The following is an 18,364-nucleotide window of genomic DNA, read 5'->3' as shown; positions in this document are numbered from 1 at the left end:
TTGACGTTCTTTTTCCGTCTTTCTTCGGACGCGAAAAAACTCACGGTTCTTGCGCGGATCCGCTCCGCAGGTAGCTCTGAACCTTCTGATCCATGAGCCGCTTGCGCTCACGCATTCGCCTCGCCTCCAGCCGCGGTCTGAGCCGGGAGAGCCGCTCATCTCGCTCAGCCTGAGCACGCACACGCTTCAGGCTGGCCTCAAGCACCGGCCGCCACTTGGCAGGCGCCTTGGCCAACAGCCCCCCGACAGCATCAGCCACACCGGCACCCGCACTCCGCGGCCCCTCCAGCGCGAGCTGTGACGCAGCGCCAGGCAGCGGCGTGAGCCGAGACGGTGACGGCATCACCTGCAGCGCCGCATTGCGCCCAATGAGGCGCGCAGACTGCCTCAGCACCGCTTCACGCCGAGCGGGATCAGTCCCAGCAGACACCACCCAGACCACGGGCAGGCAGCGGGATCGCGCATCGGTGACGATTCGGTTGTAGGTGTCGCGGAAGACCATGCGCGCACCAACGGGATCACGCCGGTAGACGGTCTTGGCCGCTCCCCAGGCTTCCGCCGTCTCGGTGGACCACACGAAGGTGCTGGTCTCGTCACCCGCGAACTTCGATGCCGTCGCCCATGCCTCTTCAGCCGTCGGCCGGCCGTCCATCCGATCGATGTGGCGTTTGATGTCTGCCGGCGTGACCGGGTAGTTGCCGCGCTCCGAATCCAGCGTGTGCGCACGAATGGCCGCGGTGACGACCTCCACCGGGTACGGGCGAAAGATGTCGAACACCGCACGGACACGATGCTCAGTCGGAACCTTGTCGAGGAAGTCCAGTGCCTCGCAGTACGCATCCGCGAACGCGATCAGGTCATCATCAGTCACAGAGGCCTCCATCTCGCGCTTCCCCCTCAATCACATCGCCCATGTGCTTGGCCGGCACGGAGCCGGACAGCTTCGCCATCAGCTCAGCACGGCGATCCACGCTGCCACCAGCACCGCGGCGCCCCTCGGGCCGCACAGGGTCTTCACGTCTTTCACGTTCGATCCATGAGGCCTTGAACCCGCACCAGGAGCGCGAGTTGCACTCTCGGACGACCTGCCCAGCATCCATGCCCAGCTTTGCGCCATCTGCCTTGATCGAGTTCCATGCCGATGCAGTGAGCGGCAGTCTGCGAGTGGCCCTCAGCATCAGCCAGTCCGCGGCCTGCTGCCGATCAACGCCGTCTGCGACCAACCCGTCCGTGTCGATGACAACGCCCTTGCCCTTCGGAGCCGGCGGCTCATCCTTCGGATCGGCGGGATTCAGCTTGTCCTTCGCCTTCGCCTTGGCCTTGGTCTTGCCCTTGGCCTTGTCCTTGGCCTTGTCCTCTGGATCCGGCTTGGAGTCCTGCGCACCCGCTTTGTCCTCGGGATCCGGCTTGACCCCTGGATCGTTTTTCTGAAGTTGCCTGTACTGCTGACGGTTCAACTGGTGGATATATGGTGGATATATGGTGTATTGACTCCCACCCATGGGAGGGGTAGAGGGACATCCATGGGAGGGGTAGAGGGACATCCATGGGAGGGGTAGAGGGACACCCATGGGAGGGGTGACACCGGCGGGAGGGGTGACATCCACGGGAGGGGTGACACCGGCGGGAGGGGTGACATCCACGGGAGGGGTGACACCGGCGGGAGGGGTGACATCCACGGGAGGGGTGACACCGGCGAGGGCATCTAAGTCCGAGGTCGAGTCGAATTCATCGGTCTCGCCCGCGTCATCATCGACCGGGCGCTGATGGACCGTGGGCCGCTTGATCTCCGACAGGCGGCGGGCAGCCATGCCCTGCAGCATCTCGACATCCAACCGCCAGCGTCTCGTGCCACTGCCGCCCGTCGCCCTGCTGACGCACTGGATGAGGCCTCGCTCGGCGAGCTTGTGCAGCGTCCGACGCGCCTGTTTTTCACTACAGCGGATCTTCAGCGCCACTGTCCTGATGGACGGGAACAAGCTGCCGCCCGTGTCATCACACCAGTCGGCGAGCGCCAGAAGGCAGAGCATTTCTGTACCACCAACGTCCATCCCATCCCAGACCAGAGACATGACGCGAATGCTCATGCAGCACCACCCTTCGGTGCCACGAGGCCTGCCTGCTCGGGAGAGACGGTGCGGTAGACACAGCGCCGCTTGCTCATGTCAGAGCCGCTGGGCGAGACCCGGCCGTAGAGCGACTCCGCCAGCAGGCCGAAGTTGCGCAGGCGCGCGATGGCGGTGCGAATCGCGTGATGGGTCAGGTACGGCATGGTGCCCTGAAGGCTGTCGATGTTCGGGTGGAACCAGGCGCCGCCACTCTGCAGGCGCAGGTGCTCGAAGACCACAGCCTCGCTAAGACCGACGCGGTGCGCCACGCGAACGTCTATCGTGATCTTGTCAGTCATTGATGATCCCTTGGATGAAGAACAAACAAGAACAATCTTATGCGAAACATTGGAACATGTCGCTATGTTTTTCGCTTTCGCGTGCTTGTTTGTAGCCGAACACCCCCATTGGTACCATGCACAGGCATCGACAAGGCATGCCTCCAAAAGACATCAAAGCTCAAATAGGGGGTGTCTTTTACAGTCGCTTATGTGGTATGACGGTCTTTTTTATGCGAAACTTCGCATTCTCGCGGGCGTAGGGCATGACTCATGCCCATAGCGCTTCGCAAACATGACGAGGCAGCAATGAACAAGATCGAGGCGATCCGCCGAGCCAACCTGCAGCACCTGGTCTGGACTGAGGCCGAGGGCAACGCGACGAAGTTCGCATCGAAGTACGGCATGCATCAGTCGCATGTCAACCGATACGCAGCCGAGCACTGCGAGTCATCCAAGCCGATGGGCAACCTGGCCGCCCGGAACTTCGAGCGGCGCATCGGGCTTGAACAGGGAGCCCTGGACAGGCTCCTGCCCGGCGCCAAGCTGGGCAACGACAACACTGACGCTGTGCGCACAGTGCTGTCTGACCCTGAGCTGATCGCCCAAGTCATCGGGCGGGCGATCGTCGTGATCCCTGATCACCAGATGGAGATGTTCGAGGCACTGCTGCGAATGATCCGAGCCAACCCGAAGGACGGCAGCTCGATGGGTTTCCTGAGCAGCATGATTCGCAACGCGCCATCCCCGGCGCTGCCGTGATGCCTCTCCGCCGGCCTGGGCGGACCTGATCCGTTCGAGCCGCGCGCGCCCCTTGCCCGCTCCATGCCGGGTGAGCCCACGGGGCTGATGTTCTGTTCGGCCAGCTGCGCCATTCGCAGATGTGCGAAAAGCTATTGCACAAGCACGAACAAGAACATAAGATCTCTACATCTTGCACAAGGCAGGCAGATCATGCGGTCTGCCGCTTTTTCTCGCCCTCAAAAAGACCTTTTAAGAAGGAAAATTCACATGGAAGCACGCCAACAACCCAATCAAACGCTTGCCGCTGCGATGCGCCGCTCTGGGCACGTCGTCACCGAGGAGGAGGCGGTCGCGCTGCTGACTGCAGCCATGGGGCCGGCATCGGTGGAAGAGCTGGTGCGCGCGGCCGATCTGGCTGTGCGCGTGGGCGTCCCGCCCGACTCCGGCCTGGTGCGGATCGGGGCAGATGGTGCCCCCTACATCCCGCTGGATGGCTGGATGGACATCATCAACAGGAACCCGTCTCTCGACGGCATCGAGTTCGACTACTCCGACAGCCGGATCATGGTCGGCAGCAGGCAGGCGCATGAGTGGATCTCCTGCACGATCTGGCGCAAAGATCGCACTCGACCGACGGTAATCCGGGAGTACATCGAAGACTGCTATGAGGCCGGCGGTGCCGGGTGGTCGATGCCGAACCGGATGCTGCGTCATCGTGCGCTGGTGCAATGCGCTCGCGTGGCTCTGGGCCTGCCCTGCGGTGTTGATGAGGTCGCACGGTCTGCCGCGGAAGGCGATGCGCAGCCGGCGGCGCCTCAGATGCCGGCTCCGACCTCAGATCGCGATTACCGCGCGGCACACCAGCCGCAGGCAGAGACTCCGCCGGCAGAGCAGCGCCCGCGCCGTCGTCGCGCCGCCGCCGCTGCAGCGCCGGGCGAGGATCAGCCCGCGCAGGCACCCGCCGCACCGCATGAGCCGGTGACGATCGTCCGAACTGACGACGGGCCTGCCGCCTCCGATCGCGCAGTGCAGATGCTGCAGGCGAAGCTCGACGCCATGGTGGAGGACGAAGCAGAGCGCGCAGCGATCCTGGTGCGTTGCGGCGTTCAGGTGGTGGAGATCGGCATGAGCGCGGCAGCGGTTGATCGGATCAACGATGCGCTGATGTCGTGCTGACGCTCAACCCCAGTGGGCTGGTCTTCGACGAAGACCAGCACGAGTACAGGATGGATGGCCGCCTGGTCGAAAGCGTGACGCGAGTCCTGTCGGTTGCTCACAGCTTCGACGGCGTGCCGAAGTCGATTCTGGAGCCCGCCCAGCAGCGCGGAACGGCGGCGCACCTCGCATGCGAGTTCGACGATCAGGGCGACCTCGACGAGGAATCCCTGTCGCCGCAGATCGATGCGCTGCTGCAGGGGTGGCGCAAGTTCCGAAAGGACTTCCGCCCCAGGTGGCTGGGAATCGAATCCCGCCTATACCACCGCACCCTCGGCTATGCCGGGACAGCCGACAGATTCGCGGACATCGGCGGGAAGGTCTGGTGCATCGACATCAAGACCTCCAAGGTGGCACACCCCAGCTGGGGGATGCAGACAGCCGCGTACTCGCATGCCGCAGGCGTGCCGGACGCAGCACGGATGACGGTCAGGCTGACCCCCGGCGGCTATCACGTAGACCAATGGTCGGACCCTGACGACTGGGATGCCTTCAGAGGGCTTCTGGCGTACGGGCGATGGGAACGAAAGAGAAGGAAATCATGAGTGCAGTCAAGAAGGTTCAGGCGCAACAGCAGCAGCCGATGCAGTACCCCGAAGCGGACGCCACACTCAAGCGCGTGCAGGGCCTGCTGAAGCTGGTCAACACGGCATCGATCTCGTCGGACGAGGATCTGTCGTACTGGCAAGCCGAGCTTGTCGCGGTCCGTCGCGCAGGCAAGCAGCTCACCACGACCCTCAAGGGCTACACCGATCCGCTCCGAGCGGCCGAGAAGCAGGTGCGCGAGCGATTCAAGCCGGCATCGACGACGCTCGAACAGATCGACCAGTCGCTGACCAAGCTGATCGAGTCGTACATGACGGCTCGCCGGCAGGCCCAGATGGCTCTGGAGGCAGAACAGAAGCGTCTGGCTGACATCCGCCAGGCCGCGGCACGATCTGTCGAAGAGAAGGCAGCAAGCGAAGCGCGAGCCTCATCTGAGGCGATCACGGCCAAGGCCGATGACGAAGCTGCAGCCGCTCAGCGAGACGCTGAAGACGAGTCGCGGCGCGCAACCCAACTGACGATCGCCGCCGAAACAGCGTCACGCGAGGGGCGCGCAGACGACGCGACCGAACTGGCCCGCCAAGCCCAGGAGGCACTGCAGCGCCAGGCCGAGCACATGGCTCGCTCGGCTGCAGTGCGCCAGGCAGCGACAGATCGCGCCCAGCAGATCGAAGAGTCCGCAGGACTGGCATCAATGGGGATCGCAGTCACTGCAACGGCAGCACCTGATCCGGTGAAAGGCGTTTCGAGCCGAGAAGGCTGGGACTTCACCGTTCACGATGTCGTCGCCCTGTGCAAGTTCGTGTCGGAGAACCCCAGCATGGCGGATCTGATCGCCCCTGTCCGGGGAGAAATCAAGCGCTTGGTTGACCAGTACGGCGAGAAGACGGAACTCCCCGGTGTGACCGTCTACCCCGTCACGAAGCTCTACGTCCGGACATGACGCACCTGCAGCCGAAGGATGCAACGCGAGACGAAGCCGGTCGGCTGAATCTGTCGGAAGTGCAGGCAATCCTCGGCTGCCACTCGCTCAGCACGCCGGCTGCGTACTTCGCGACGAACGGGGGCCGCCGCGCAGCTCATGTGGCGTTCGAGCGGGCACTGGCCGCCGGAACGCCGCCGCCAGTGCAGAAAGATGACTTTGGCGTGCTGTGGGCCGATGAGGCGGTGGCCATCGGCTACGCGATGTGGGCGAGCCAGGATTTCGCACTGCACGTCATCCGGATCTATCAGGGCCACTGCGCACGGGTCGGATGCGAAGGCATGGACCTGTGGGAGCTGATCTCGACCGAGATCCGGGCGCTGAACGAGATCAGCGACGTGGCCAGCACCAGCGGACGGCACCTGGTCAGAGTCAGAGAACTGAAGAAGGCCGCTCGAATGCGCATGGAGCGCATGACGAGCGAGCTACAGCAAGAACTACTTGGAAGCACGGAATCATGAAGAACCCGAAGTTCAACCCCAAGGCCATCACGGTGTGGATGCTCGACAGCCTGCCGAGCATCGAGCAGATCAACGCGGCGGCGCAAGAGTTCGTCGCCAAAGGGTGCCAGGGGCTTGCGACGGAATCGATCGGCCTGACGAAAGTGCCAGGGGTGGTCTGCAACCTGGTCGAAGACATCTCGGGCGTGTGGCTGATGCACGCACGCAAGGAACGCCGGATCCTGCCGGGCTCGGTGGTGCAGGCGCGGGCAGACGAGATGGCTGAGAAGTTCGAGCGCGAGACCGGAATGAAGCCGGGCAAGAAGATGCGCAAGAGCCTGAAAGACGATGCGCTCGCGGAACTCATCCCCAAGGCGTTCGTGCGCGCTTCGGTGATCCCGATGTGGATCTCCGTCAAGCATCGGATGCTGTTCATCGCAACGACATCCTCCAAGCTCTCTGATGAGCTGCTGACGATCCTGTCGGGCTGCATGCCTGGGGTGCGGATGAAGCAGATGAGTCACGCTGTCGCCCCGCACAAGGTCGCAGCACTCATGGCCGACATGATGGGAGGCGAATCCCCCGCCAACCTGGTCGCGGATCGCTGCTGCCAGTTGTCGGGCACGGTCGGCGACAAGGTGAGCGTCGTGACGATCAAGGACGCAGCCCTTTCGAGCGAGCCGATCACCGACCTGCTCTCCGCTGGGCAGCACCCCACCAGACTGAAGATGACGTGGAACGAGCGCCTGACGTTCACGCTGACGAACGACCTGAAGCTCACCGGGTTGAAGATGTCCGGCGTCATCCCTTCGGACATCGATCCGAAGGACATCGCCGGGTACCTGACCATCATCAACGCAGAGCTGGCGCAGGCCGTAGCGGATCTCTCTGCAGCGCTCGGGTTCGAGCTGGACAGCATCTATCCGGAGGCCTGACATAGCCGCCAGGGCCTCTCAACATGAGCACAAAGAAAAGCCAGAACAAGCAGACTCGCCCGATCACTCCGCTGTCGGTGCGCCGGGAAGAAGCTGCCGCGATGATCGGGGTCGGCCTCAGTTCCTTCGAGCGGTATGTGGCCGCCGGCCTGCTGCCTCAGGCGCGACAGCTTGGCGGCAGCGCCCTGTGGCTGGTCGAAGAGCTGGCAGACTGCCTGCGCAACCTGCCGACCAGCAGCCTCCTGCCCCCGCCGACAGGCTCCTAGCACTCGCGCCGGCACCAGACCAGCCGCTCGCGCAGCTCTTCGCAAACACGGGCCACGTCCACGCCGAACAGCCAGCCGTTCAGGCGGTCGAGGGGAAGGCACGGCATCCGGTACTGCTTGCCGTCGGAGCCAGTCGAGTGCATGACACGCGCGATGATGCCGCCCGGCGTCAGCATCACGATCAAAAAAGACTATCCCAACATTCTTTTATGGCGAAAATTCGCCTAAACTGCCCGTCGGCATCGCGTTGCAAGTTCCAACGAAGATCGTTGACACATCTGCGCCAATCGGGCTAAATTCTCGCCGTCACTGCAAAAAACAGTGATACGGGATTGGCGTCCCGGTAGAAATGGCGCAGCAGCCGCGCCCGACGCGGCTTTTTCACGTCCTGATGGCGTGATGCTGTGCTGCATGGTTCCGTCTATGGCGGGCCGTGTGGGGGCATCTTCGGATGCGCCGGTCCCATTTCCCGGTACGCCAACCCCACACGGTCTGCCGCCCCTCATTGGCGTGAGTGGCGGCAGGTTCAACACCCGTAGAAATGGAACCGTCATGGCTGACACCACCACCGCGCCCGCATCGGGCCGCATCACGCTGCGCCTTCCTGCGCAACCCACCCCCCGCCCTGCCCCTGTTGCCGAGTACGCTCGTGCCTATGCCCTGCGGCTGGCTCGCAAGCTTGCCGAGCGCAACGCTGCCCGCCGGGCTGCACGTCGTGCCGAGCTGAAGGCCCGCGCCTTCGAGCTGATCACCTCTGACCGTACCGGGGGTGCGCAATGAACGGCGTCATCCAGACCATCCCCTTCCACGACATGAGCCTGTCGGCCGTCCTGGTCAACGGGGCGCCCTTCGTGGCGATCCGTCCCATCTGCGAGGCGCTGGGCTTGGACTGGCCCAGTCAGCGCAAGCGCATTCACCGTGACCCCGAGCTGATGAGCTGCGTGGTCATGATGACCACGCAGCTCCCCAGTGACGCCCAAACTCGCAGGATTGTTTTTCTTCCCCTCGACCGCCTGAACGGCTGGCTGTTCGGCGTGGACGTGGCCCGTGTTCGCGAAGAGCTGCGCGAGCGGATGAACTGGTACAGGCGCGAGTGCTACGCGGTGCTGGCGCGTCACTTCGGCCTGAGCCGGCCCGAGGCCGAACAGGGCGTCCTGCAGCTGGTCCCGCCAGAACAGACGGTGGAGGGATCGGAGCGCACCGCGCACGCCGATTCGCCGGCCATCACGATCATTGGCATCAGCGTCCGCCAGGACGGGCACGGCCGCTACTCCCTGAACGACCTGCACAAGGTCGCCATGGCTGACGGATGCGCCACCGAGGCACACCGGCCCAGCAGCTTTCTTCGTGCTGCAGAGACTCAGGCGTTTGTCGCGGCTCTGGACCGCGGAGCGCGTGGTGAGCCCCAAGCGATCTGCGCAGTTCACACTCAGCAGGGCCGAGCCGGCGGGTCATACGGTTCCCGTCTCGTTGCCCTGCGCTACGCGGCGTGGATTGACCTTCGCTTCGGGGCGCAGGTCCACAAGTTGTTCGGCGACATGGATGCCGCGATGGCGCACGAGGCCGTCATGCAGGCCAGTCCGGCGCCTGAGGGCACGACGCAGTACATCGCCACCCTGTCCAAGGTGTTCGGCTCGGGCCAGGCCACCATGTCCAGCGTGGAGATCCGCGACCTGACGGGCAAGCGTCACGACTACATCATGCGGGACATCCGGCTGATGCTGATCGAGCTGTACGGGCCGCTGGCCCCCTCCAGATTCGAGGACACCCACTACTACCCGGAGAACAGCCAGGTTCACAAGATCTACCGGCTGCCCCAGCGCGAGTGCATGATCCTGTTCGCGGGCTACGACACCAAGGCCCGTGCAGAGATCGTTGACCGTTGGATGGGTCGGGGGCAGTCTGCAGTGAACCCGCCGAGCCCTGCACCGGCAGCGCCGCCATCTGTGGCGCTGCCCCCGGCTGCGCGGCCGTCCAAGGGCATCAACCATGGGGAGGCGATCAACTTGTCCCTGGGGTACCTGCGGGATGCTGTGACGCTGCTGTCCGCTGCAACGCGCCCCGACATGCCGGCCGGGATCACGCACGACCTCGCGGCGATGGCGCACTCGGCGGTCATCTCTGGTGCCGACGAGATTGAGCGGCTGGCCGCGAACCAGACCCGCAGCTAAGCGGATCACGGGATGGGGGCGCTGCCGGCGCCCCCACCACCCTCAAGCGAGGGCGATCAGGCCGCAGGCCGCGCCATCACGGCATCTGGGTCTGCCTCGTGCCGCTCGAACTCGGCGACGAGCTTGGTGAGCCACTCTCGACGACTCTCGCTGTAGTCGTGCCGATCGTAGACCGCCTCATCACCGCCGGGCAGGTGGCCAAGGACCGCCTCTGCAACATCACTGCTGCATCCGATCGATGACAGGCAGGTCCGGACGGTGCGCCTGAGATCGTGGGGCGCCCAGTCGTCAACCGACCACCGCATGCGCTCCAGCTCAGGCCTGATCCTGCAGCGCTTGGCGTGGTTGTAGACCGCGACACCCACGTTCTTCTGGGCGACGTGCCCGATCCGAGCCCCTGGGCGGGCCGGGAACAGGTAGCCCTGCCCGTACTGCTCAACGCGCGCCACGACGATTTCGCACGCGCGCCCGATCAGCGGCACGCGAAGGTCCATCGCCAGCGGGTTCCGGGCCATCTTGATCTTGGCCCGCGGGATGACCCACCACAGCGCCCCGCGCTCATCGCGGGAGATCTCTGCGCCCTCCATCTGGACGATCTCTGCGCCCCGACACCCTGTCCACAGGTAGAGCGTCAGCAGGTCGCGGATGACTGGGGAGATGAATCGCATTTCGCGCAGGATGGTCCCGACCTCGCGGAACGAAAGCGCCCGCTTCACTGGTGCGCCTTGGTGCACGCCGTCGATCACCCTGCCCTTGCTTGAGATCTTCCCTTTCAGGACGATGCGCCACCAGTTCGGCGTGTCTTCGGGAAGCCTGCCGCTGTCGATGGCCCACTCCCAGGTTGACCCGAGTTCGCGGCGCAGCGACATGGCCAACACCGGCCGCTCCTTGGAGTGCCGATCGATCAGATCGAAGGCAATGCCGCGAGTGACTTCGGTCGGCTCAAGCATCCCGACATCACCAAGCAGGCTGTTCACGAGCCTGACCAGCTCCTTGTAGCCCTTCTCCTTGCGCCGCGGCTTGGCGTACAGCTCGGCGTACTGCAAGGCCAGTCCCAGCACGGTCACAGCTACGCCAGGCCGCGCAGGAGTGCCAGGCTGTCGGGCAGACTGGCGAGCCAGCTTCTCTTGGGCGCGCGCCTCCTTGCGGCGCTTCGCCAGGTCGATTCCTGCCTCGCGCTGCTGGCGGGCATCGTCCCACAGTGCCATGGCGCGTGCGATCGGCATTGCCGGCCACTCGCCCAGCTTGATCTGCCGCATCCGCCCGTCCTCAGGCGAGCGGTAGCGGTAGATCCAGCTCTTGCGACTCTCAGTCGCAACCAGTCGCAGACCCGGACACTCCGGGACTACGATGTGCTCTCCGTGCGCAAGCATCTTCGCGGCACGGGCGTCGAACACCATAATCGTCCTCCTTCAATCGGCGTGAAGTTTCGCGGTCGATTGTAGGACGCCGAAAAGCTACGCACCGGCAAGAACGAGCCGCGTAGCTTCCAAATTCATCGCATCCATTACCTACGCAGAGGCCAAAGGCGCAGTGAGGCGCATTGGTGGATTTTTGTTCTTATGCATGCTGATTTGTTCTTTGACGACCCTAGAGGCAAAGCCACAGATCGCCACCATCGCACAGCTATGCGATTGGGGTGTTCTCCAATGAGATTGTCAGAACAGCTCGAAAAATCTACGCAATAAGAAAAACGACGATGAATGTTCTTTCAAATTCTCATACTCCTATGATGCAGCAGTACCTGCGCATCAAGGCCGATTTCCCCGACACGCTGGTGTTCTACCGCATGGGGGACTTCTACGAGCTGTTCTACGACGACGCGCGCCGCGCCAACCAGCTGCTGGACGTGACGCTCACCACCCGCGGCCAGAGCGCGGGCGAGCCGGTGGTGATGGCCGGCGTGCCGGTGCATGCGGTCGAGAACTATCTGGCGCGGCTGATCCGCCTGGGCGAGGCGGTGGCGATCGCCGAGCAGGTCGGCGAGGTGGGCGCGAGCAAGGGGCCGGTCGAGCGCAAGGTGGTGCGCGTGGTCACGCCGGGCACGGTGACCGACACCGAGCTGCTCGACGAGCGCCGCGACACCCGGCTGCTGGCGCTGGCGGTGCGCGGACCGGCCGCGCAGCCGGTCTACGGCCTGGCATGGCTGGCGCTGGCCAGCGGCCAGCTCGGCCTGACCGAATGCGGCGAGCGCGAGCTGGCGGCCTGGCTGTCGCGGCTGGCGCCGGCCGAGGTGCTCGTCAGCGGCGAGCTGCACGAGGAGCGCCAGCCGCTGGCGCTGCGCCAGGCCGGCGTGCCGCTGACCTCGCGGCCGCACTGGCAGTTCGATCCGGCGCTGGGCGAGCGCAAGCTGCGCGAGCAGCTCAAGGTCGCGCACCTGGCCGGCTTCAACGCGCAGGACCTGCACGCCGCGCACGCCGCCGCCTCCGCGCTGCTGGGCTATGCCGAGCACACCCAGGGCCGGGCGCTGTCGCATGTCAGCACGCTGACGGTCGAGCGCGCGCACGCGCTGCTGGAGCTGCCGCCAGCGACGCTGCGCAACCTCGAGATCCTCCAGACGCTCAAAGGCGAGACCGCACCAACGCTGCTGAGCCTGCTCGACAGCTGCCGCACCGGCATGGGCAGCCGCATGCTGCGCCAGTGGCTGACGCACCCGCCGCGCGAGCGCGAGCCGGCGCGCCGGCGCCATGAGGCCATCGAGGTGCTGCAGGCCACGCACGCGGTCGAGCCGCTGCGCGAGGCGCTGCGCCAGGTCAGCGACGTGCAGCGCACCAGCGCGCGCGCCGCGCTGCGCCAGGTGCGCCCGCGCGAGCTCGCCGGCCTGCGCGAGACGCTGGCGGTGCTGCCCGAGCTGCGCCGCCAGGTGCCCGAGGACGGCGCGCTGCTGGCCGAGCTGCACGCCGCGCTCACGCCCGACGCGGCCATCGCCGAGCTGCTGCACCGCGCCGTCGCGCCGGAGCCGGCGGTGCTGCTGCGCGACGGCGGCGTGATCGCCGCCGGCTTCGACCCGGACCTGGACGAGCTGCGCGCCATCTCGTCCAACTGCGACGCCTTCCTGCTGGAGATGGAGGCGCGCGAGCGGCTGCGCACCGGCATCCCGAACCTGCGCGTGCAGTACAACAAGGTGCACGGCTTCTACATCGAGGTCACCACCGGGCAGGTGGACAAGGTGCCGCTGAACTACCAGCGCCGCCAGACGCTGAAGAACGCCGAGCGCTACATCACGCCCGAGCTCAAGGCCTTCGAGGACAAGGCGCTCTCGGCGCAGGAGCGGGCGCTGGCGCGCGAGAAGTGGCTGTGGGAGCAGCTGCTCGACGCGCTGCAGCCGCACCTGGCGGCGCTAGCCGAGCTGGGCCGCGCGCTGGCCTCGCTGGACGTGCTCGCCGCCCTGGCCGAGCGCGCGCGCACGCTCGACTGGTGCCGGCCGGACTTCGTGCCGCAGCCCTGCATCGAGATCGAGCGCGGCCGCCATCCGGTGGTCGAGGCGCGGCTGGCCGAGTCGGGCGCGGGCAGCTTCATCCCCAACGACTGCCGGCTCGACGCGGCGCGGCGCATGCTGGTCATCACCGGGCCGAACATGGGCGGCAAGAGCACCTTCATGCGCCAGGTGGCGCTGACGGTGCTGCTGGCGGCGATCGGCTCCTTCGTGCCGGCCGCGCGCTGCCGGCTCGGGCCGGTGGACGCGATCCACACCCGCATCGGCGCCGCCGACGACCTGGCCAACGCCCAGTCCACCTTCATGATGGAGATGACCGAGGCCGCCGCCATCCTGCACGGCGCCACCGAGCACTCGCTGGTGCTGATGGACGAGATCGGCCGCGGCACCTCGACCTTCGACGGTCTGGCGCTGGCCGGCGCGATCGCCAGCCACCTGCACGACCGCAACCGCGCCTTCGCGCTGTTCGCCACCCATTACTTCGAGCTGACCGAGTTCCCGGCCACGCACCGCCAGGCGCTGAACATGCACGTCTCGGCGGCCGAGTCGGGCGACGACATCGTCTTCCTGCACGCGATCGAGCCGGGGCCGGCGAGCCGCAGCTACGGCGTGCAGGTGGCGCGGCTGGCGGGCATGCCGCCGGCGGTGCTGCGCCAGGCGCGCCAGACGCTGGAGCAGCTCGAAGCGCAGAAGCACGCCCACGAGACGCAGATCGATCTGTTCGCCACCCCGCCGGAGCCCGAGCCGGAGCCTGCGCCGGCGGCCACCGCCCCGCCCCCGGACCCGCTCGCGGCCGAGGTGCTGCAGGCGCTGCGCGCGCTCGACCCTGATACCCTCACTCCCCGTTCCGCGCTCGACGCGCTCTATCAACTCCGGGCCCTGGCCGCCCGCACCCCGTCATGACCTACTGTGTCGGCATCCGGCTCAACGCCGGCCTCGTCTTCCTCTCCGATTCGCGCACCAACGCCGGACTCGACGCGATCAGCACCTTCCGCAAGATGATGGTCTACGAGAAGGCCGGCGACCGCTGCATGGTGCTGCTGTCGGCAGGCAACCTGTCGATCTCGCAGTCGGTGCGAGAGATCCTGCAGGTCGAGAAGATCCCGGCGGCCGACGGCGGCGAGCCGATCACCATCTGGAACGCCAAGAGCATGTTCGACGCCACCCGGGTGCTGGGCGCGGCGGTGCGCCGGGTCTACGAGACCGACGGCCCGGCGCTGCGCGCGGCCGGCATCGACTTCAACTGCTCGATGATCTTCGGCGGCCAGATCGGCGAGGAAGGCATGCGCCTGTTCCTGGTCTACTCGGCCGGCAACTTCATCGAGGCCACCCGCGAGACCTGCTTCTTCCAGGTGGGCGAATCGAAGTACGGCAAGCCGATCCTGGACCGCGTGCTCACGCCCAGCACGCCGCTGGACGAGGCGGCCAAGTGCGCGCTGGTGTCGATGGACTCGACGCTGAAGTCCAACCTGTCGGTCGGCCTGCCGCTGGACCTGCTGGTCTACCGCAACGGCGACCTGAAGGCCGAGCGCATCGTCTGCATCGACGAGAAGAATCCGTACTTCAAGATGATCCACGACACCTGGGGCCAGCGCCTGCGCGAGGTGTTCGAGGGCATCGAGCACCCGGCCTGGAACGGCGACGGCACCACGGCCGAGTTCCCGCTGATGGTCGAGTCCGAGCGCTACGAGACGATGCGCAAGATCACCCACCCGGGCGAGAAGATCGTCTGAGCGCGATGGAAGCGCCCGGCACGATCATCTTCAGCCACGGCAACGGCTTTCCCGCCGGCACCTACCGCCAGATGCTCGAGGTCTGGCGCGAGGCCGGCTGGCGGGTCGAGGCGCTGCCGATGTACGGCCACGATCCGGCGCATCCGGTCAGCAGCAACTGGCCGCGGCTGCGCGACCAGCTGATCGGCTTCGCCAGCGGCCTGCCGGTCACGCCAGGACCGCGGGTGCTGATCGGGCACTCGATGGGCGGGCTGCTCAGCCTGAAGGCCGCCCTGCATCGCCCGGATCTGGCCGACGCGGTGCTGCTGCTGGACGCGCCGGTGGTCGGCGGCTGGCGCGCGCAGAGCGTGCGGCTGGCCAAGGCGACCCGGCTGATCGCGCGGGTCTCGCCGGGGCGCATCGCCGCACGACGGCGCATGCACTGGCCCTCGGTGGATGCCGCGCGGGCGCATTTCGGCGCCAAGTCGATCTTCGCGCGCTGGGCGCCGGGCGTGCTCGACGACTACCTGGCCTGCGGCCTGGTGGCGGCCGGCCGCACCGACGCGGACGGCGTGCGGCTGGCCTTCGACCGCCAGATCGAGGCGCGCATCTACGACACGCTGCCCCACACGCTGGAGCGGCTGCTGTCGCGCCACCCGCCGCGCTGCCCGATCGCCTTCCTGGCCGGCACCGAATCGCGCGAGCTGCGCCAGGCCGGACTGGCCGCCACCCGCCGGCTGGTGGGCGAGCGGCTGCAGTGGATCGAGGGCAGCCATCTATTCCCCATGGAAAAGCCGGGCGAGGCCGCCCGGCGGGTGCTGGAGATGCTGGCGGGCCTGCCGGGCCGGCAGGCCACGGCCGCGGACGCTCACTTGGGCAGCGTGTTCCAGTAGCGCACCAGCGCACGCAGCGCCTCGGGCTTGTTGACCGGCGCGGCCAGACCAGCCTGGTCGGCCTTGTTGACGCCGTGGCAGGAGGCGCAGACCCGCACCTCGCCCGGCTGGAAGGTGATCCAGACCCGCTCGCGAACCACCGGCGTGCCGACGGTGTCGGTCGTCTGCCAGGTCACCGCGCGGTTGGCCGGCACGAAGGCCGCGGTCGAGCCATCGGCGGCGATCTTCACGCTGCCGCTCGGGCCGGAGGTGTTGGGCACGTTCTTGCCGGTCACCGTCGCGGGAATCGGCTGCGCGATCGGACGACGCCCCGAGCGGCTGGTGTAGCCACGCACCGAATCGGCCTGCAGGATCTGGTAATGCGCGATGTCGTAGACCTTGCCGGTGTTGCCGACCCGCTTCGTGCCGCCGGGCACCTGCAGGTTGTAGGGCTGCTGCTTGTCGGCGCGGTCGCGCGAGGTCTGGTTGCGGGTGACGATCAGCGCCAGGTTGTTGGTCTTCATCCAGGCGCGCAGCGCGGTCTCGCTGATGCCCTCCTCGGCCAGGATGGCCTTCTCGGGCGCCGACAGGGCCGACTCGGTGCGCATCGTCGGGCGGGTGCGGGCGACGACCTCGACCGGATCGAGCTCCCACAGCGGACCGCTGTAGCTCTTCTTGGTGTCCGGATCCCACCAGCTCACCGTCTTGCTGATGCCGCCGGTCAGCGAGGTGCCCGAGGTGTACTGGGCCGTGGTGGCGTTGTAGCCCAGCAGCCGCACGGTGAAGCGGGCGTTCTGGAAGGCACCCACCGTCACGCTCGGCGCATAGCTGGCCACCATCTGGCCGTCGGCCAGCGGCGTGGGCGAGCGGTAGCGGCCGGTCGCCAGCGTGGAATCGCTGGCATCGGTGAACACCATCTGCTCGGCATTCATGCCGACGCCGCCGGTGAAGCGCACGATCTGGCTCGCGCCCAGCTCGTTGAACTCGCGGCCGTAGATGCCGTAGAAGGTGCCGGGATTGCGCAGATCCTCGCGGATCTGGTAGACGCCGCCGTCATGGCGGATGGTCTTCTTGTTGGCCGCGTAGCCGTCGCTGTAGTAGTCGCGCAGCGCGCTGTCGCTGGAGAAGCTGCGGGTGAACAGCGTCGGCGTCAGCTCGTGGCGGCCGATGTGGTTGAGGGTCTCTTCGCCGGTGCCGTCCTCGTTCATCTGCCAGGGCGAGAACAGATTGAAGTCATGGCCGTTGACCGGGCCGTAGCTGCTGGCGCTGCTGCCCAGCGGCTCGGGGAAGACCTCGCTGGCGCTGGCCAGCTTCGCGGCACCCGAGGCCTCGCTGGCGTAGTTCACCGCACCCAGGCCGCTGGTGTTCTGGTCGCGCTTGAGGTGATCCCAGCGGGTGAAGACGATGCGCCCGGCGCTGTCGATGAAGGGCGTGAAGGCGCCGCTGACCGAGTGGCTCAGCAGCTTGAGCTCCGCCGTGGTGGGGTTCAGGCGCCACACGCCGGTGTTGGTCGGCGTGCTCTCGTACTCGTCGAGCTGCGGATACAGATGCGCCTCGCCACCGCGCGGACGGTCGGAGGTGAACAGGATGCGGTCGTCGGTGCCGTACAGCGGCGAGACATTGTTGTAGGCGGCCGGCTGGTTGGCGACCTTGGTGATCTTGACGGTCGCGCCCTTGGCCAGACCGGTGACCTCGTAGATCTGCCACTTCACGTCGACGTCGTAGTACTGGCGGGTCGGCGCGCCGACCACCATGCTGATCAGCGCCTTGGTGCCGCTCCAGTGCACGCTGGGCTCGCGCACCGCGATCGCCTTGTCGCCCTGCAGGCCGTCCATGCCAAAGCCGGCCTCCTTGGTCAGGTTGCGCAGCGTGCCGTCGGGGTAGCGGATCATCAGGTCGCCGCCACGGGGCGCACGCTGGATCTGCGGGATGTGGTTGGCGAAGGTGCCCAGCCGGGTCGCCATGTCGACCGTGGTGGTGAACGGCACCTGGGTGACGAACAGGATCGGGTTGGTCAGCGTGCCAGTGGCCGCGGCAGCGACCGTGGTGGAGGTGGTCGCCGCAGGCGTGGTGGCGGCAGGCGTCGTCACCGTGGTGCTGGTGCTGACCGGCGTGAGCGTCACGGTGCTGGTGCGGGTCGAGACCGTGCGCACCGCCTGCGCCTGCGCCTCGGGCGCAGCCAGGGTCTCGGCCGTGGCGCTCGACGCGCTGGCCAGGGGGATCTCGTCATCGCCGCTGCCGCCGCCACAGGCGCTCAGCACCGCGATCTGGCAGAGGGTCAGCGCCAGCACGGCAGGACGACGTTGGGACGGGAAAAGAAGGGTGGACATTTCGGGCCTCAGCTCAACTACTGCTGCATGCACGCATGCAATTCCTGCAATCCCGCACCTGGGTGGACAGCGGGCGACAGGGCATCTTCCAGCCGATTGATTTATCGAATCCGGTGAAATTACCGGTGTTTCGGCGCGCCCCATCGGAACTGGAGGGCCGCCGTGATCAGCGAGGCCGGATTCTGGAAAGCATCTGTATCAGCGCTGTAGGCCACTGGTGAGCAGGCAGCGGCAGGTGTGACCGCACGTCTCGACACCGGCGGTAAGCAGTGGCAAGCGGCGTTTCGAGGCGAGAGCGATTCTCACCAGTGCGCCTCAAGTCGAGGACG

General features: G+C 66.5%; 19 protein-coding genes. 13 read left to right on the top strand and 6 right to left on the bottom strand.

Features of this window, described 5'->3' with window-relative positions; genetic code table 11:
* Window positions 1–40: 40 nt before the first annotated feature.
* From BW996_RS01455 to BW996_RS01445, 3 genes are read right to left on the bottom strand one after another with little or no spacing between them, the layout of a single operon-like run.
* The gene (locus BW996_RS01455) at window positions 41–871 is read right to left on the bottom strand and encodes a hypothetical protein (RefSeq protein ID WP_139330692.1); all 831 of its coding nucleotides are present in this window, start codon (window positions 869–871) and stop codon (window positions 41–43) included.
* Window positions 864–2,087, bottom strand: a complete 1,224-nt coding sequence (locus BW996_RS21170; RefSeq protein ID WP_139330691.1) for a helix-turn-helix domain-containing protein — start codon at window positions 2,085–2,087, stop codon at window positions 864–866. The genes BW996_RS01455 and BW996_RS21170 overlap by 8 nt, the downstream gene beginning before the upstream one ends.
* Entirely contained in the window at window positions 2,084–2,407 is a 324-nt protein-coding gene (locus BW996_RS01445) for a hypothetical protein (protein ID WP_139330690.1), read from the bottom strand. Before BW996_RS01445 ends, BW996_RS21170 begins: the two co-directional genes overlap by 4 nt.
* Before the next feature lie 288 nt (window positions 2,408–2,695).
* On the opposite strand from BW996_RS01445, the gene BW996_RS01440 reads away from it, so the two are divergent.
* The 7 genes from BW996_RS01440 to BW996_RS01410 all read left to right on the top strand — a co-directional run bounded on the left by BW996_RS01440 (window position 2,696) and on the right by BW996_RS01410 (window position 7,514).
* The gene (locus BW996_RS01440) at window positions 2,696–3,148 is read left to right on the top strand and encodes a hypothetical protein (RefSeq protein ID WP_037485354.1); all 453 of its coding nucleotides are present in this window, start codon (window positions 2,696–2,698) and stop codon (window positions 3,146–3,148) included.
* 249 nt (window positions 3,149–3,397) lie between these two features.
* Window positions 3,398–4,306, top strand: a complete 909-nt coding sequence (locus BW996_RS01435; protein ID WP_051632255.1) for a recombinase family protein — start codon at window positions 3,398–3,400, stop codon at window positions 4,304–4,306.
* Window positions 4,300–4,890: a hypothetical protein gene (locus tag BW996_RS01430; RefSeq protein WP_037485358.1), complete on the top strand. Its 591-nt coding sequence runs from the start codon at window positions 4,300–4,302 to the stop codon at window positions 4,888–4,890. The genes BW996_RS01435 and BW996_RS01430 overlap by 7 nt, the downstream gene beginning before the upstream one ends.
* Window positions 4,863–5,834, top strand: a complete 972-nt coding sequence (locus BW996_RS01425) for a coiled-coil domain-containing protein (RefSeq protein WP_156027888.1) — start codon at window positions 4,863–4,865, stop codon at window positions 5,832–5,834. Before BW996_RS01430 ends, BW996_RS01425 begins: the two co-directional genes overlap by 28 nt.
* Complete coding sequence (locus tag BW996_RS21570) at window positions 5,831–6,334, top strand: hypothetical protein (protein ID WP_037485362.1); 504 nt, start codon at window positions 5,831–5,833, stop codon at window positions 6,332–6,334. The genes BW996_RS01425 and BW996_RS21570 overlap by 4 nt, the downstream gene beginning before the upstream one ends.
* Window positions 6,331–7,248 carry a recombination-associated protein RdgC gene (locus tag BW996_RS01415; protein ID WP_037485365.1) on the top strand — a complete coding sequence of 306 codons (918 nt, stop codon included), beginning with the start codon at window positions 6,331–6,333 and terminating at the stop codon, window positions 7,246–7,248. The genes BW996_RS21570 and BW996_RS01415 overlap by 4 nt, the downstream gene beginning before the upstream one ends.
* Before the next feature lie 23 nt (window positions 7,249–7,271).
* On the top strand, window positions 7,272–7,514 hold the full coding sequence (locus BW996_RS01410) for a helix-turn-helix transcriptional regulator (RefSeq protein WP_076458478.1): 243 nt from the start codon (window positions 7,272–7,274) through the stop codon (window positions 7,512–7,514).
* On the opposite strand, the gene BW996_RS01405 is transcribed toward BW996_RS01410, so the two are convergent.
* Window positions 7,511–7,690, bottom strand: a complete 180-nt coding sequence (locus BW996_RS01405; protein WP_076458476.1) for a phage antirepressor N-terminal domain-containing protein — start codon at window positions 7,688–7,690, stop codon at window positions 7,511–7,513. The two genes, BW996_RS01410 and BW996_RS01405, sit on opposite strands and share 4 nt — an antisense overlap.
* A 376-nt stretch (window positions 7,691–8,066) precedes the next feature.
* Here BW996_RS01405 and BW996_RS21165 point away from each other — a divergent pair, with 376 nt between their 5' ends.
* Window positions 8,067–8,294, top strand: a complete 228-nt coding sequence (locus BW996_RS21165) for a hypothetical protein (protein ID WP_139330689.1) — start codon at window positions 8,067–8,069, stop codon at window positions 8,292–8,294.
* Complete coding sequence (locus tag BW996_RS01400; RefSeq protein ID WP_051632256.1) at window positions 8,291–9,685, top strand: phage antirepressor N-terminal domain-containing protein; 1,395 nt, start codon at window positions 8,291–8,293, stop codon at window positions 9,683–9,685. Before BW996_RS21165 ends, BW996_RS01400 begins: the two co-directional genes overlap by 4 nt.
* Before the next feature lie 56 nt (window positions 9,686–9,741).
* Here the strand turns inward: BW996_RS01400 and BW996_RS01395 are convergent, their stop codons facing one another.
* Complete coding sequence (locus BW996_RS01395; RefSeq protein ID WP_037485371.1) at window positions 9,742–11,085, bottom strand: tyrosine-type recombinase/integrase; 1,344 nt, start codon at window positions 11,083–11,085, stop codon at window positions 9,742–9,744.
* A gap of 329 nt (window positions 11,086–11,414) precedes the next feature.
* Between BW996_RS01395 and mutS the strand changes: the two genes are divergently transcribed.
* Genes mutS through BW996_RS01380 form a run of 3 tightly spaced genes read left to right on the top strand, consistent with a single transcriptional unit; the run spans window position 11,415 to window position 15,726 of the window.
* Complete coding sequence (gene mutS, locus BW996_RS01390) at window positions 11,415–14,024, top strand: DNA mismatch repair protein MutS (RefSeq protein ID WP_139330688.1); 2,610 nt, start codon at window positions 11,415–11,417, stop codon at window positions 14,022–14,024.
* Window positions 14,021–14,854, top strand: coding sequence for a proteasome-type protease (locus BW996_RS01385; RefSeq protein WP_037485377.1), 834 nt, complete (start codon window positions 14,021–14,023; stop codon window positions 14,852–14,854). Before mutS ends, BW996_RS01385 begins: the two co-directional genes overlap by 4 nt.
* A gap of 5 nt (window positions 14,855–14,859) precedes the next feature.
* A complete protein-coding gene (locus tag BW996_RS01380) occupies window positions 14,860–15,726 on the top strand; it encodes an alpha/beta fold hydrolase (protein WP_051632257.1) in 867 nt (288 codons plus the stop codon).
* Here BW996_RS01380 and BW996_RS01375 read toward each other — a convergent pair.
* Window positions 15,702–18,035 carry an HzsA-related protein gene (locus BW996_RS01375; RefSeq protein ID WP_139330687.1) on the bottom strand — a complete coding sequence of 778 codons (2,334 nt, stop codon included), beginning with the start codon at window positions 18,033–18,035 and terminating at the stop codon, window positions 15,702–15,704. The genes BW996_RS01380 and BW996_RS01375 overlap by 25 nt on opposite strands.
* 35 nt (window positions 18,036–18,070) lie before the next feature.
* On the opposite strand from BW996_RS01375, the gene BW996_RS21160 reads away from it, so the two are divergent.
* Window positions 18,071–18,256 (top strand): hypothetical protein, encoded by a 186-nt coding sequence (locus tag BW996_RS21160; protein WP_139330686.1) that lies wholly within the window; start codon window positions 18,071–18,073, stop codon window positions 18,254–18,256.
* Window positions 18,257–18,364 lie beyond the last annotated feature (108 nt).

Origin of the sequence: Sphaerotilus natans (assembly GCF_900156335.1) — a bacterium.
Lineage (GTDB): Bacteria > Pseudomonadota > Gammaproteobacteria > Burkholderiales > Burkholderiaceae_C > Sphaerotilus > Sphaerotilus natans.
Note: the sequence above shows the minus strand (reverse complement) of the source record. Positions and strands in the feature narration are given on the sequence as shown.

Bases quoted from the DNA above. Each gene is read 5' to 3' on its own strand.
- BW996_RS21170 (WP_139330691.1), bottom strand. From the start codon at position 2,087: ATGAGCATTCGCGTCATGTCTCTGGTCTGGGATGGGATGGACGTTGGT.
- BW996_RS01445 (WP_139330690.1), bottom strand. From the start codon at position 2,407: ATGACTGACAAGATCACGATAGACGTTCGCGTGGCGCACCGCGTCGGT.
- BW996_RS01440 (WP_037485354.1), top strand. From the start codon at position 2,696: ATGAACAAGATCGAGGCGATCCGCCGAGCCAACCTGCAGCACCTGGTC.
- BW996_RS01435 (WP_051632255.1), top strand. From the start codon at position 3,398: ATGGAAGCACGCCAACAACCCAATCAAACGCTTGCCGCTGCGATGCGC.
- BW996_RS01425 (WP_156027888.1), top strand. From the start codon at position 4,863: ATGGGAACGAAAGAGAAGGAAATCATGAGTGCAGTCAAGAAGGTTCAG.
- BW996_RS21570 (WP_037485362.1), top strand. From the start codon at position 5,831: ATGACGCACCTGCAGCCGAAGGATGCAACGCGAGACGAAGCCGGTCGG.
- BW996_RS01415 (WP_037485365.1), top strand. From the start codon at position 6,331: ATGAAGAACCCGAAGTTCAACCCCAAGGCCATCACGGTGTGGATGCTC.
- BW996_RS01410 (WP_076458478.1), top strand. From the start codon at position 7,272: ATGAGCACAAAGAAAAGCCAGAACAAGCAGACTCGCCCGATCACTCCG.
- BW996_RS01405 (WP_076458476.1), bottom strand. From the start codon at position 7,690: ATGCTGACGCCGGGCGGCATCATCGCGCGTGTCATGCACTCGACTGGC.
- BW996_RS21165 (WP_139330689.1), top strand. From the start codon at position 8,067: ATGGCTGACACCACCACCGCGCCCGCATCGGGCCGCATCACGCTGCGC.
- BW996_RS01400 (WP_051632256.1), top strand. From the start codon at position 8,291: ATGAACGGCGTCATCCAGACCATCCCCTTCCACGACATGAGCCTGTCG.
- BW996_RS01395 (WP_037485371.1), bottom strand. From the start codon at position 11,085: ATGGTGTTCGACGCCCGTGCCGCGAAGATGCTTGCGCACGGAGAGCAC.
- mutS (WP_139330688.1), top strand. From the start codon at position 11,415: ATGATGCAGCAGTACCTGCGCATCAAGGCCGATTTCCCCGACACGCTG.
- BW996_RS01385 (WP_037485377.1), top strand. From the start codon at position 14,021: ATGACCTACTGTGTCGGCATCCGGCTCAACGCCGGCCTCGTCTTCCTC.
- BW996_RS01380 (WP_051632257.1), top strand. From the start codon at position 14,860: ATGGAAGCGCCCGGCACGATCATCTTCAGCCACGGCAACGGCTTTCCC.
- BW996_RS01375 (WP_139330687.1), bottom strand. From the start codon at position 18,035: ATGTCCACCCTTCTTTTCCCGTCCCAACGTCGTCCTGCCGTGCTGGCG.
- BW996_RS21160 (WP_139330686.1), top strand. From the start codon at position 18,071: ATGCAATTCCTGCAATCCCGCACCTGGGTGGACAGCGGGCGACAGGGC.